The following is a 13,477-nucleotide window of genomic DNA, read 5'->3' as shown; positions in this document are numbered from 1 at the left end:
TCGAGGCAGAAACACAGATCGACACCCGAGTGCAACCGTGCGTAGCGTTTCGGGTGATGTCGCGGGCTGTTTAGGCTAGAATGCACGGCCTCAAAGCACACCCCTTCCCGAGGCTGTCCCGAAGATGTTGATCCTGCGCGGCGCTCCTGCCCTTTCTGCCTTTCGCCACAGCAAACTCCTTGAGCAACTGAGCCAGAAGGTTCCGGCTGTCAGTGGCCTGTATGCTGAATTCGCTCACTTCGCCGAAGTTACCGGCGTCCTGACCGGCGACGAACAGCAGGTGCTTGCGCGCCTTCTGAAGTACGGTCCAAGCGTTCCGGTACAGGAACCGACCGGTCGTCTGTTTCTGGTGCTGCCGCGTTTCGGCACCATCTCGCCATGGTCGAGCAAGGCCAGCGACATCGCTCGCAACTGTGGCCTGGCGAAAATCCAGCGCCTGGAGCGCGGTATTGCGTTCTACGTGGCCGGCCAGTTCAGCGACGCTGAAGCCCGGCTGATCGCCGACGGTCTGCACGACCGCATGACCCAGATCGTCCTCGGCAACCTCGAACAGGCTGCCGGCCTGTTCAGCCACGCCGAGCCAAAACCCCTGACCGCCATCGATGTGTTGGGTGGCGGCCGCGCCGCGCTGGAAAAGGCCAACACCGAGCTGGGCCTGGCCCTGGCCGAAGACGAAATCGACTACCTGGTCAACGCCTTCGTCGGCTTGAAGCGCAACCCGCACGACATCGAACTGATGATGTTCGCCCAGGCGAACTCCGAGCACTGCCGTCACAAGATCTTCAACGCCAGTTGGGACATCGACGGCGAGAGCCAGGAAAAAAGCCTGTTCGGCATGATCAAGAACACCTACGTGATGCATAGCGAAGGCGTTCTGTCGGCTTACAAGGACAACGCTTCGGTGATCGTCGGCTCCGTGGCCGGTCGTTTCTTCCCGGACCCTGAGACCCGCCAGTACGGCGCGGTGCAGGAACCGGTGCACATCCTGATGAAGGTTGAAACCCACAACCACCCGACCGCGATCGCCCCGTTCCCGGGCGCGTCCACCGGTTCCGGCGGCGAAATCCGCGACGAAGGCGCGACCGGCCGTGGCGCCAAGCCGAAGGCTGGCCTGACCGGCTTCACCGTGTCCAACCTGCAGATCCCGGGCTTCGAACAGCCGTGGGAAGTGCCGTACGGCAAGCCTGAGCGCATCGTGACCGCGCTGGACATCATGATCGAAGGCCCGCTGGGCGGCGCTGCGTTCAACAACGAATTCGGTCGTCCGGCCCTGACCGGCTACTTCCGTACCTTCGAACAATCGATCACCACCCCGCACGGTGACGAAGTTCGCGGTTATCACAAGCCGATCATGCTGGCTGGCGGCATGGGCAACATCCGTGAAGAACACGTCAAGAAAGGCGAGATCGTCGTCGGCTCCAAGCTGATCGTGCTCGGCGGCCCGGCGATGTTGATCGGCCTGGGTGGCGGCGCGGCTTCCTCCATGGCCACCGGCACCAGCTCGGCAGACCTCGACTTCGCTTCGGTACAGCGCGAAAACCCGGAAATGGAACGTCGCTGCCAGGAAGTCATCGACCGTTGCTGGCAGCTGGGCGACAAGAACCCGATCAGCTTCATCCACGACGTGGGTGCGGGCGGTCTGTCCAACGCCTTCCCGGAACTGGTCAACGACGGCGACCGTGGTGGCCGTTTCGAACTGCGCAACATTCCAAACGACGAGCCGGGCATGGCCCCGCACGAAATCTGGTCCAACGAATCCCAGGAACGTTACGTTCTGGCGGTCGGTCCGGCTGATTTCGAGCGCTTCAAGGCGATCTGCGAACGTGAGCGTTGCCCGTTCGCCGTGGTCGGTGAAGCCACTGCCGAACCGCAGCTGACCGTGACCGACAGCCACTTCGGCAACAGCCCGGTGGACATGCCACTGGAAGTGCTGCTGGGCAAGGCTCCGCGCATGCACCGTTCGGTGGTTCGTGAAAACGAGCTGGGCGACGATTTCGATCCGTCGACCCTCGACATCGCCAACTGCGTCGAGCGCGTTCTGCATCACCCGGCCGTGGCCAGCAAGAGCTTCCTGATCACCATCGGCGACCGCACCATCACCGGCCTCGTGGCCCGTGACCAGATGGTCGGCCCGTGGCAGGTGCCGGTGGCCGACGTTGCCGTCACCGCCACCAGCTTCGACGTCTATACCGGTGAAGCCATGGCCATGGGCGAGCGCACTCCGCTGGCACTGCTGGACGCCCCGGCGTCGGGTCGCATGGCCATCGGTGAAACCCTGACCAACATTGCGGCTTCGCGCATCGGCAAGATCTCCGACATCAAGCTGTCGGCGAACTGGATGTCGGCGGCCGGTCACCCGGGTGAAGACGCTCGCCTGTACGACACCGTGAAAGCGGTCGGCATGGAACTGTGCCCTGAGCTGGGTATCACCATTCCGGTGGGCAAGGACTCGATGTCCATGGCCACGCGCTGGAACGATGAAGGCGTGGACAAGTCCGTCACGTCGCCAATGTCGTTGATCGTGACCGGTTTCGCGCCAGTGACCGACATCCGTCAGACTCTGACCCCGCAACTGCGCATGGACAAGGGCACCACCGACCTGATCCTGATCGATCTGGGTCGTGGTCAGAACCGCATGGGCGCCTCGATCCTGGCTCAGGTTCACGGCAAACTCGGCAGTCAGGCTCCGGACGTCGATGACGCCGAAGACCTTAAAGCTTTCTTCGCGGTGATCCAGGGCCTCAACGCCGACGGTCATCTGCTGGCTTACCACGACCGTTCCGACGGTGGTCTGCTGACCAGCGTTGTCGAGATGGCCTTCGCCGGTCACTGCGGCCTGAGCCTGAACCTCGACGGTCTGGCGGAAACCAGCGCCGACATCGCCGCCATCCTGTTCAACGAAGAACTGGGCGCCGTGATCCAGGTTCGCCAGGACGCTACCCCGGACATCCTCGCGCAGTTCAGCGCTGCCGGCCTGGGTGACTGCGTGTCGGTGATCGGTCAGCCAGTCAACAATAGCGAGATCGGCATCACCTTCAACGGTGACACCGTATTCGAAGGCCAGCGCCGTCTGCTGCAACGCCAGTGGGCCGAGACCAGCTACCAGATCCAGCGTCTGCGTGACAACGCCGACTGCGCCGAGCAGGAGTTCGACGTGCTGCTGGAAGAAGACAACCCTGGCCTGAGCGTCAAGCTGAGCTACGACATCAACCAGGACATCGCCGCGCCTTACATCAAGAAAGGCATTCGCCCACAGGTTGCCGTACTGCGTGAGCAGGGCGTCAACGGTCAGGTGGAAATGGCGGCTGCGTTCGACCGCGCCGGTTTCAACGCAATCGATGTGCACATGAGCGACATTCTGGCCGGCCGTGTCGACCTGAACGAGTTCAAGGGTATGGTCGCTTGCGGTGGCTTCTCTTACGGTGACGTGTTGGGTGCCGGTGAAGGCTGGGCGAAATCCGCGCTGTTCAACAGCCGTGCCCGCGATGCGTTCCAGGGCTTCTTCGAACGTAACGACAGCTTCACCCTCGGCGTGTGCAACGGTTGCCAGATGATGTCCAACCTGCACGAGCTGATCCCGGGCAGCGAGTTCTGGCCGCACTTCGTGCGCAACCGTTCCGAGCAGTTCGAAGCCCGTGTTGCCATGGTGCAGATCCAGGAGTCGAACTCGATCTTCCTGCAGGGCATGGCCGGTTCGCGCATGCCGATCGCCATCGCCCACGGTGAGGGCCATGCCGAGTTCTCCAGCGAAGAGGCACTGCTGGAAGCCGATCTGTCCGGTTGCGTGGCGATGCGTTTCGTCGACAACCACGGCAAGGTCACCGAAAACTACCCGGCCAACCCGAACGGCTCGCCGCGCGGGATCACCGGTTTGACCAGTCGCGACGGTCGCGTGACCATCATGATGCCGCACCCGGAACGTGTGTTCCGTGCCGTGCAGAACTCGTGGCGTTCCGATGACTGGAACGAAGATGCACCGTTGATGCGCATGTTCCGTAATGCTCGCGTGTGGGTTAACTGATAGCCGTGTACAAGCTCAGTTTTTTTGTTCCCGACAGTCATGTCGAAGTGGTCAAAAGCGCCGTATTCGCCGCCGGTGGCGGGCGGATCGGTGCTTACGACCACTGTGCATGGCAGGTGCTGGGCCTCGGCCAGTTTCGTCCACTGGATGGCAGTCAGCCGTTCATTGGTGAGGCAGGGCAGGTCGAGCAGGTCGAGGAATGGAAGGTTGAGCTGGTGGTGGCCGATGAGTTGATTCGCTCGGTGGTGGCGGCTCTGAAGCAGAGCCATCCCTACGAGACGCCGGCTTATGAAGTGTGGCGACTGGAGGATTTCTGATCTTCCTGGCTGCTTAAATGAGAAACCCGCTGAAAGTGATTTCAGCGGGTTTTTTTTGTTGCGATTCAAAGGATGTACACCGATCCAGTGTGGGAGCGGGCTTGCTCGCGAAGGCGCTCTAACCGGCAACATTGATGCTGAATGTGATGGCCTTTTCGCGAGCAAGCCCGCTCCCACACTGGTTCGGTGTGTTTCCAAAATCTAAACCTTGGCACTGACTTCGCTACGATTGACCAATGCTTCCAGCGCATCACTCAAACTCGGCGCCTTGTCACCAATCAACAGATGCCAAACACCACCGTCCGGCTGACTCACACCCTGGCAACCCAGCGCTTTCAAATCACATTCCGACAAGGCCTTGCCATCGGCCAGTTGCAGGCGGATGCGGGTCATGGCGATGCAATCGAGTTGCAGCACATTGTCGCCACTGCCCAGGCATTTGGTCACGATGTGGTTGCCAGGCTTGTACTCGCCGTTGGGCACGCCGGCGGCGGTCGAGTCGGTGACGCAGTACAGGTACGGGATCGAACGCAAGGCCACACGGATCGCGCCGGGATAAACATGCAGCAAGTCCGGAGTCAGTTCGGCGTATTGGGCGTGGGCGAGGGCCGCGTCGACGATCCTCGCCGCTTCCCGACGGTGGCGGTCAGAGGAAGAAATTCGACCTGTAGCAGCTAGCGGAGCCTGCGTTCGGCTGCGTAGCAGTCGTAAAACCTGAGTGCGAAGTATTCCTGACACAACGCGTCGGCTGATTTCACGACTGCTTCGCAGCCGAACGCAGGCTTCGCCAGCTGCTACAAGGTGGGTGGTGCGATTACGGACGAATCTCGATCATCGTGCCGTCCGGCACCAGGTTCCAGACTTCGCGCATGTCCATGTTGCGCATGGCGATGCAGCCGTCGGTCCAGTCCAGGGTGTGGAACAGGTCTTCCGGGGTGTCTTCGCTGTCCGGGGTGCCGTGGATCATGATCATGCCGCCGGGCTCGACGCCTTCACGACGGGCGCGGGCAGAGTCGCTGATGTTCGGGTAGGAAATGTGCATCGCCAGGTTGAAGCGGTCGCTGATCTTGCGCCAGTCGACCCAGTAGAAACCTTCCGGGGTGCGCTTGTCGCCTTCCATCAGCTTGGGCCCCTTGGGGCGCTTGCCCAGGGAAATGCGATAGGTCTTGAGCGGCTTGCCGTCATTGATCAACTGCAATTGATGGGAAGACTTGAGAATCAGGATCTTCTCGATGACCTTGCCGTCCAGGGTTTCCACGGCAGAAGCCTGGGACACCGTGACGAACGACAAACAGAACAGGGCAAGCAACCAGCGCATTGAAACGATTCCCCAGGAGGTGTCGCGACTATTTATGTATAGAAGTTTTTGCAGGAGCTGCCGCAGGCTCGTGCCGCGTTCGGGCGGTCTTTCGGCGCCTTTGAGTGATGCCGGGATGACATCAGATAATGGCAGGCTGAGCAAGAGGCGGGATCGATTCAGACCGAACGGGATAGACCTCGGTCCGCCGGTCAGCGAAGAAGCATTCTAAGGTACGGCCCACCGTGCGGAAAGCCAGCTCATCCCATGGAATGTCCGCTTCGTCGAATAGTTGCACTTCCAGGCTCTCGGGGCCGGCGGAAAAATCCAGGTCCGCCAGTTCGGCACGGAAGAACACATGCACCTGGCTGATGTGTGGCACGTCGATCAGGGTATAGATGCTCAGGTTGCGCACCCGGGCGCAGGCTTCCTCGGCGGTTTCGCGAATGGCTGCCTGCTCGATGGTTTCGCCGTTCTCCATGAAACCGGCGGGCAGGGTCCAGTAGCCGCGACGTGGCTCGATGGCTCGCCGGCACAACAACACCTTGGTGCCCCAAGTCGCCACGCAGCCGGCGACGATGTTGGGGTTCTGGTAGTGAATGGCCTGACAGCTGTCGCAGACAAAACGCAGGCGCGAATCGCCCTCGGGAATGCGCTGGGTTACCGGGTTACCGCACTGGCTGCAAAATTTCATGCTGGGGTTCCTGAATGCTGCGCCTATCTTGGCGTGCGGCAGTGCCGGTCGGCAAGTTGTCGTTTCGCGACATGGGACGGTTGCGGGGGTTGGGCGGCCGAAGCGATTGGTGCATGATGCCGGGTAAGGCACAGATCGAGAACACTCATGCTGGATGAGCTACTGCATCGGGTTAGTAACCACACACCACGCACACTGGAGACCGACCGTCGTTTTCCCGAGGCCGCGGTGCTGGTGCCCATCACCCGCAGTGACGAGCCCGAGCTGGTGTTGACCCTGCGTGCCAGCGGCCTGTCGACCCATGGCGGCGAAGTCGCCTTCCCCGGCGGTCGCCGCGACCCCGAAGATCCCGACCTGATTTTCACCGCCCTGCGTGAAGCCGAAGAAGAGATCGGCCTGCCGCCGGGGCTGGTCGAGGTGATCGGCCCGCTCAGCCCGCTGATCAGCCTGCATGGCATCATGGTCACGCCCTATGTCGGGGTGATCCCGGATTTTGTCGAATACCGGGCCAACGATGCCGAGATCGCCGCGGTGTTCAGCGTGCCCCTGGAGTTCTTCCGCAAAGACCCCCGCGAACATACCCATCGCATCGACTATCAGGGCCGCAGCTGGTACGTGCCGAGCTATCGCTTTGGCGAATACAAGATCTGGGGGCTGACGGCGATCATGATCGTCGAGTTGATCAACCTGCTGTATGACGCCAAAATCAGCCTGCATCAGCCTCCCAAAAGCTTTATCAATATCTGAAGCCATCGTTCGAATGGCACTGCCCGAGCCCTGAGGAAAACAATAATGAAATACCGCCTGGGCGACGCCCGTGTCGAAACCCATCCACAGAGCTGGGTCGCCCCCAATGCCGTGCTGGTGGGCAAGGTCAAGCTGGAAGAGGGCGCCAACGTCTGGTTCAACGCCGTATTGCGCGGCGACAACGAGTTGATCCTGATCGGCAGGAACAGCAACGTCCAGGACGGCACCGTGATGCACACCGACATGGGCTACCCGCTGACCATCGGTACCGGCGTGACCATAGGCCACAACGCCATGCTCCACGGCTGCACCGTCGGCGACTACAGCCTGATCGGCATCAACGCGGTGATTCTCAATGGCGCGAAGATCGGCAAGAACTGCATCATCGGCGCCAACTCGCTGATCGGCGAAGGCAAGGAGATTCCGGACGGCTCGCTGGTCATGGGCTCGCCCGGCAAAGTGGTGCGCGAATTGACCGAGCCGCAAATCAGGATGCTGGAGGCCAGCGCTGCTCACTACGTGCACAACTCGCAGCGCTATGCCCGCGACCTGGCCGAGCAGGAAGAATGACTGCCACTGAACGCCCGGTAGCATCGCCCTGCGTGAACATTTGTGCGCTGGATGACGATGACATCTGCACCGGTTGCCAACGCACGGTGGAAGAAATCACCCGCTGGAGCCGCATGGACAACGACGAGCGGCGCAAGGTGCTGGGGTTGTGTCATGAGCGGGCCAAGGCCAGCGGGTTGATCTGGATGCTCAACAAAACACCGAACCGGTAGCAGCTGGCGAAGCCTGCGTTCGGCTGCGCAGCAGGCGTAAATTATGAGTCCTCGGTCTTCCAGAAAGTCCGTGTTGCCTGATTCCACGACTGCTTCGTCCGAACGCGGCCCGAGCCGAACGCAGGCTTCGCCAGCTGCTACAAGGATCGCGTTGCATCATGGTTCGAAGTACGCCGGGGGCACCGCCGTGTGGCTGATCATGGCCTGGCGCCTGCGCAAACAGGCTGTCGTCGGCTGAAGTTCATGTAAAATGCCGCGCTTTCTCCCCATGGGAAGCGCGCATGGCGCGTCCCGCGATGATCCGCTTCTTGAGGACCTTCAGATGACCCGTATCGGAACTCCATTGTCGCCCACCGCGACCCGCGTATTGATGTGTGGCTGTGGCGAGTTGGGCAAGGAAGTGGCAATCGAGCTGCAACGCCTGGGCGTTGAAGTGATTGCCGTGGACCGTTACGCCAACGCGCCGGCCATGCAGGTGGCGCACCGCAGCCACGTGATCAACATGCTCGACGGTGCCGCCCTGCGTGCCGTGATCGAAGCCGAGAAGCCGCACTTCATTGTCCCGGAAATCGAAGCCATCGCCACCGCGACCCTGGTGGAGCTGGAGGCCGAAGGCTTCACTGTGATCCCGACTGCCCGCGCCGCGCAGTTGACCATGAACCGCGAAGGCATCCGTCGCCTGGCCGCTGAAGAGCTGGACCTGCCAACCTCGCCGTACCACTTCGCCGACACCTTCGAGGACTACAGCAAATCCGTTGAAGACCTCGGTTTTCCGTGCGTGGTCAAGCCGGTCATGAGTTCCTCGGGCAAGGGCCAGAGTTTGCTGCGTAGCGTCGATGACGTGCAGAAGGCCTGGGACTACGCCCAGGAAGGTGGCCGTGCCGGTAAAGGCCGGGTGATCATCGAAGGCTTCATCGATTTCGACTACGAAATCACCCTGCTGACCGTGCGCCACGTCGGCGGCACCACCTTCTGCGCGCCGGTCGGCCACCGTCAGGAGAAGGGTGACTATCAGGAATCCTGGCAGCCGCAAGCCATGAGCCCGGTTGCCCTGGCTGAATCCGAGCGTGTCGCCAAAGCCGTGACCGAAGCCTTGGGTGGTCGTGGCCTGTTCGGCGTCGAACTGTTCATCAAAGGTGATCAGGTGTGGTTCAGCGAAGTCTCGCCGCGCCCGCACGACACCGGTCTGGTCACGCTGATTTCCCAGGACCTGTCGCAATTCGCCCTGCATGCACGGGCCATTCTCGGTCTGCCGATTCCGTTGATCCGTCAGTTCGGGCCTTCGGCCTCGGCGGTGATCCTGGTGGAAGGGCAGTCGACCCAGACCGCTTTCGCCAACCTGGGCGCTGCCCTGAGCGAGCCGGATACCGCGCTTCGCCTGTTCGGCAAGCCTGAAGTCAACGGCCAGCGCCGCATGGGCGTGGCCCTGGCCCGCGACGAATCGATCGAAGCCGCGCGCGCCAAGGCGACCCGTGCTTCGCAAGCGGTTGTCGTAGAGCTGTAAAACTTCTCGGGCAAGTCTGCAATCCCTGTGGGAGCGGGCTTGCCCGCGAAGGCGTCGGCACATCAAACATAGGTGTTGACTGACCCACCGTCTTCGCGGGCAAGCCCGCTCCCACAGGATCGGTGCCAGGCATCAGGTCTGGGTCGACCTATAATTTGTGGATGCCCAAGACCCTTCATCAAAGCTTCAGGCCTGTACCCCATGAATTCCCAAAGCATCATCGTCCCGAAAATCTCCACCCTGCCGGTGCACGAACCCCGGGCCCGTGCCGTTGTGCGCTGGCTGGTGCGCAAGAACATCATCCAGGAAGAACTGACCACTTGCGGTCGCACCGGCAATCGCATGGCCCACGCCATCGCCGACGGTGCCCGCGCAGTGGTCCTGCACCCCGAAGCCCTGCCGTTCGGCGAGTCGATCAATGGCCTGGAGATCATCACCAAGCGTTGTATCTATACGCCGGCCAAGGGGTTCCTTGAAGAGGCGGGCTGCGCCGAGTGCCGCAAGGAGGTGGGTGAGGCCCTCTTCGAAAGCCTGGAAGACTGGATGCCGGGGCGTACCGACAACTTCACCTGCCCAGAATGCGGGCATGAAGACGACATCAACGGCTTTCTGTTCCTGCAGGAATGTGGCTTCTCCAACCTCGGTTTCATCTTCAATAACTGGGCCGAAGCCGGGTTCAGGCAGAGCTTTCTCGACGAATTCGCCGATTGGCTCGATCAGCCGGTCAGTTGGGTGAAAGTCGAGTTGTAGGCGGCGCCAATCCCCGTATGTCAGTAATGCCAATAATAGACAGAGTTTTACATTGAACCCGAGAGGGTGTCTGACTATAATGGCGCGCTTCCATTTTCCCGCTCGGGAGCCCCCGCGATGCTGCGTATCAGCCAAGAAGCTCTGACATTCGACGACATTCTCCTAGTGCCCGGTTATTCCGAGGTGCTTCCTAACGAAGTCAGTCTCAAGACCCGCCTTACCCGTGGCATCGAGCTGAATATTCCACTGGTCTCCGCCGCCATGGACACCGTCACTGAAGCCCGTCTGGCAATCGCCATGGCTCAGGAAGGTGGTATCGGTATCATCCACAAGAACATGACCATCGAGCAGCAAGCTGCCGAAGTGCGCAAGGTCAAGCGTTACGAAGCCGGTGTGGTCAAGGATCCGATCACCATCGTCGCCGACGCTACCGTGCGCGAACTGTTCGAATTGACCCGCATGCACAACATCTCCGGCGTTCCGGTGCTGCACAATGGCGACCTGGTCGGCATTGTCACCTCCCGTGACGTGCGTTTCGAGAACCGTCTGGAAGCCACTGTCCGTGAAGTGATGACGCCTAAAGAGCGTCTGGTCACGGTCAAGGAAGGCGCCGACAAGAACGATGTGCGTGAACTGCTGCACAAGCACCGCATCGAACGCGTGCTGATCGTCGACGACAAATTCGCCCTCAAAGGCATGATGACCGTCAACGACATCGAAAAAGCCAAGGCTTACCCGCTGGCCAGCAAGGACGATCAAGGTCGTCTGCGCGTTGGCGCTGCAGTCGGTACCGGTAAAGACACCGGTGACCGCGTTGCAGCCCTGGTCGCCGCCGGCGTTGACGTGGTGGTGGTCGACACCGCTCACGGTCACTCCAAAGGCGTGATCGACCGCGTTCGCTGGGTCAAGCAGAATTTCCCTGAAGTGCAGGTCATCGGCGGCAACATCGCCACCGGCGCTGCCGCCAAGGCCCTGGCCGAAGCCGGCGCTGACGCCGTCAAGGTCGGTATCGGCCCTGGCTCGATCTGCACCACCCGTATCGTCGCCGGTGTCGGCGTGCCGCAAATCAGTGCCATCGCCAACGTTGCCGCTGCCCTTGAAGGCACTGGCGTACCGTTGATCGCCGACGGCGGTATCCGTTTCTCCGGTGACCTGTCCAAGGCCATCGTGGCCGGTGCTTCCTGCGTGATGATGGGTTCGATGTTCGCCGGTACCGAAGAGGCGCCGGGCGAGATCGAACTGTTCCAGGGCCGTTCGTACAAGGCTTATCGCGGCATGGGTTCGCTGGGCGCCATGTCCCAGGCCCAGGGTTCCTCCGACCGTTACTTCCAGGACTCCTCGGCAGGCGCCGAGAAGCTGGTTCCGGAAGGCATCGAAGGGCGTGTTCCGTACAAGGGCACCCTGAGCGCGATCATCCACCAGTTGATGGGCGGCCTGCGCTCCTCGATGGGCTACACCGGTAGCGCCGACATCGAAGAGATGCGCACCAAGCCCGAGTTCGTGCGGATCACCGGCGCCGGCATGGCCGAATCCCACGTTCACGACGTGCAGATCACCAAGGAAGCGCCAAACTATCGGGTCGGCTGACGCCGACAGCTATAAGCCACAAGTTACAAGCTGCAAGCGGTGCTGTGTTAGTACAGTGCCGCGCGGCTTCCGATTACTTGCAGCTTGCAGCTTGAAGCTTGCAACTGCTTTTCAGAGTTTCTTTCATGGCCCTCGACATTCACGCTCACCGCATCCTGATCCTCGACTTCGGTTCCCAGTACACCCAGCTGATCGCCCGCCGCGTGCGTGAAATCGGTGTGTACTGCGAACTGCACCCGTTCGACATGGACGAAGATGCGATCCGCGAATTCGCTCCTAAAGGCGTCATCCTCGCCGGTGGCCCGGAGTCGGTTCACGAAGCCAACAGCCCTCGCTGCCCGCAAGCCGTCTTTGACCTGGGCGTCCCGGTCTTCGGTATCTGCTACGGCATGCAGACCATGGCCGAGCAACTGGGCGGCAAGGTTGAAGGTTCCGAGCTGCGTGAGTTCGGTTACGCCCGCGTTGACGTGGTCGGCAAGAGCCGCCTGCTCGACGGCATCGAGGACCACATCGACGCCGACGGCCTGTTCGGCCTCGACGTATGGATGAGCCACGGTGACAAGGTCACCCGGATGCCGGAAGACTTCCACATCCTGGCCAGCACCCCGAGCTGCCCGATCGCCGGCATGTTCAGCGACGAGCGTCGTTACTACGGCGTGCAGTTCCACCCGGAAGTGACCCACACCAAGCAGGGCGGTCGCATCCTGTCGCGCTTCATCCTCGACATCTGCGAGTGTGAAGCCCTGTGGACCCCGTCCAAGATCGCTGAAGACGCCATCGCCCAGGTTCGCGCCCAGGTCGGCACCGACAACGTCCTGCTCGGCCTGTCCGGCGGTGTGGACTCGTCCGTGGTTGCCGCACTGCTGCACAAGGCCATCGGCGACCAGTTGACCTGCGTGTTCGTCGACAACGGCCTGCTGCGCCTGCACGAAGGCGAGCAAGTGATGGCCATGTTCGCCGAGAACATGGGCGTCAAGGTGATCCGCGCCAACGCCGAAGAGCAGTTCCTGGGCAACCTGGCCGGCGAAGCCGACCCGGAGAAGAAGCGCAAGATCATCGGCCGTACCTTCATCGACGTGTTCGATGCCGAATCCTGCAAGCTGGACAACATCAAGTACCTGGCCCAGGGCACCATCTACCCGGACGTGATCGAGTCGGCTGGCGCGAAAAGCGGCAAGGCCCATGTGATCAAGTCGCACCACAACGTGGGTGGCCTGCCGGAAGAAATGAACCTCAAGCTGGTTGAACCCCTGCGCGAGCTGTTCAAGGACGAAGTCCGTCGTCTGGGCCTGGAACTGGGCCTGCCGTACGACATGGTCTACCGTCACCCGTTCCCGGGCCCGGGCCTGGGCGTGCGCATCCTCGGTGAAGTGAAGAAGGAATACGCCGACCTGCTGCGTCGTGCCGACCACATCTTCATCGAAGAACTGCGCAAGGCCGACTGGTACCACAAGGTCAGCCAGGCCTTCGTGGTGTTCCAGCCAGTGAAATCGGTTGGCGTGGTGGGCGATGGCCGTCGTTACGCCTGGGTCGTGGCCCTGCGTGCCGTGGAAACCATCGACTTCATGACCGCGCGTTGGGCACACCTGCCTTACGAACTGCTGGAAACCGTCAGCGGCCGCATCATCAATGAAATCGAAGGCATCTCCCGCGTCACCTACGACGTGTCGAGCAAGCCGCCGGCGACCATTGAGTGGGAATGATCCACTGCAGGCCCTGATGGCCTGAAGACTGGACCACATAGAGCCGCGTGAAACCTGAGTTTCACGCGGCTTTTT

The 13,477-nt window shown here is 61.4% G+C and carries 11 protein-coding genes and 3 pseudogenes; 10 read left to right on the top strand and 4 right to left on the bottom strand.

Features of this window, described 5'->3' with window-relative positions:
• The first annotated feature begins 124 nt into the window (after positions 1-124).
• Both purL and PMI34_RS04215 read left to right on the top strand, forming a co-directional pair.
• The gene (purL, locus tag PMI34_RS04210) at positions 125-4,021 is read left to right on the top strand and encodes a phosphoribosylformylglycinamidine synthase (RefSeq protein ID WP_008053217.1); all 3,897 of its coding nucleotides are present in this window, start codon (positions 125-127) and stop codon (positions 4,019-4,021) included.
• 5 nt (positions 4,022-4,026) lie between these two features.
• Positions 4,027-4,338 carry a Nif3-like dinuclear metal center hexameric protein gene (locus PMI34_RS04215; RefSeq protein WP_008053216.1) on the top strand — a complete coding sequence of 104 codons (312 nt, stop codon included), beginning with the start codon at positions 4,027-4,029 and terminating at the stop codon, positions 4,336-4,338.
• A 201-nt stretch (positions 4,339-4,539) separates the two neighbouring features.
• Here PMI34_RS04215 and PMI34_RS28440 read toward each other — a convergent pair.
• From PMI34_RS28440 to PMI34_RS04230, 4 genes and pseudogenes are all read right to left on the bottom strand, one after another.
• A pseudogene (locus tag PMI34_RS28440) lies at positions 4,540-4,773 on the bottom strand (PTS N-acetyl-D-glucosamine transporter); the annotation flags it as partial.
• Positions 4,768-4,980: pseudogene (locus tag PMI34_RS29025) on the bottom strand (N-acetylglucosamine-6-phosphate deacetylase); the annotation flags it as partial. The pseudogenes PMI34_RS28440 and PMI34_RS29025, both read right to left, overlap by 6 nt.
• A 172-nt stretch (positions 4,981-5,152) precedes the next feature.
• Complete coding sequence (locus PMI34_RS04225) at positions 5,153-5,656, bottom strand: L,D-transpeptidase family protein (RefSeq protein WP_007982819.1); 504 nt, start codon at positions 5,654-5,656, stop codon at positions 5,153-5,155.
• A gap of 121 nt (positions 5,657-5,777) precedes the next feature.
• On the bottom strand, positions 5,778-6,329 hold the full coding sequence (locus PMI34_RS04230; protein ID WP_008016748.1) for an NUDIX hydrolase: 552 nt from the start codon (positions 6,327-6,329) through the stop codon (positions 5,778-5,780).
• 147 nt (positions 6,330-6,476) lie between these two features.
• Here PMI34_RS04230 and PMI34_RS04235 point away from each other — a divergent pair, with 147 nt between their 5' ends.
• From PMI34_RS04235 to guaA, 8 genes and pseudogenes are all read left to right on the top strand, one after another.
• Positions 6,477-7,076 carry a CoA pyrophosphatase gene (locus tag PMI34_RS04235; protein ID WP_008053214.1) on the top strand — a complete coding sequence of 200 codons (600 nt, stop codon included), beginning with the start codon at positions 6,477-6,479 and terminating at the stop codon, positions 7,074-7,076.
• A gap of 45 nt (positions 7,077-7,121) precedes the next feature.
• Positions 7,122-7,646, top strand: a complete 525-nt coding sequence (locus tag PMI34_RS04240; protein WP_008053213.1) for a gamma carbonic anhydrase family protein — start codon at positions 7,122-7,124, stop codon at positions 7,644-7,646.
• Positions 7,643-7,858: a DUF1289 domain-containing protein gene (locus tag PMI34_RS04245; RefSeq protein ID WP_008053211.1), complete on the top strand. Its 216-nt coding sequence runs from the start codon at positions 7,643-7,645 to the stop codon at positions 7,856-7,858. Before PMI34_RS04240 ends, PMI34_RS04245 begins: the two co-directional genes overlap by 4 nt.
• 163 nt (positions 7,859-8,021) lie before the next feature.
• Positions 8,022-8,096 (top strand): annotated as a pseudogene (locus tag PMI34_RS29435) (preQ0 transporter); the annotation flags it as partial.
• 84 nt (positions 8,097-8,180) lie between these two features.
• A complete protein-coding gene (purT, locus tag PMI34_RS04250) occupies positions 8,181-9,362 on the top strand; it encodes a formate-dependent phosphoribosylglycinamide formyltransferase (RefSeq protein WP_008053210.1) in 1,182 nt (393 codons plus the stop codon).
• A gap of 201 nt (positions 9,363-9,563) precedes the next feature.
• Positions 9,564-10,112, top strand: a complete 549-nt coding sequence (locus PMI34_RS04255; RefSeq protein ID WP_008053209.1) for a hypothetical protein — start codon at positions 9,564-9,566, stop codon at positions 10,110-10,112.
• Positions 10,113-10,229: 117 nt separating this feature from the next.
• Positions 10,230-11,699 carry an IMP dehydrogenase gene (guaB, locus tag PMI34_RS04260; protein WP_008053208.1) on the top strand — a complete coding sequence of 490 codons (1,470 nt, stop codon included), beginning with the start codon at positions 10,230-10,232 and terminating at the stop codon, positions 11,697-11,699.
• A 125-nt stretch (positions 11,700-11,824) separates the two neighbouring features.
• Positions 11,825-13,402 carry a glutamine-hydrolyzing GMP synthase gene (gene guaA / locus PMI34_RS04265; RefSeq protein ID WP_008053207.1) on the top strand — a complete coding sequence of 526 codons (1,578 nt, stop codon included), beginning with the start codon at positions 11,825-11,827 and terminating at the stop codon, positions 13,400-13,402.
• The last annotated feature ends 75 nt before the right edge of the window (positions 13,403-13,477 follow it).

Source organism: Pseudomonas sp. GM74, from assembly GCF_000282455.1.
In the GTDB taxonomy this organism is placed as follows: domain Bacteria; phylum Pseudomonadota; class Gammaproteobacteria; order Pseudomonadales; family Pseudomonadaceae; genus Aquipseudomonas.
This window is presented reverse-complemented; position numbering and strand designations above follow the sequence as displayed.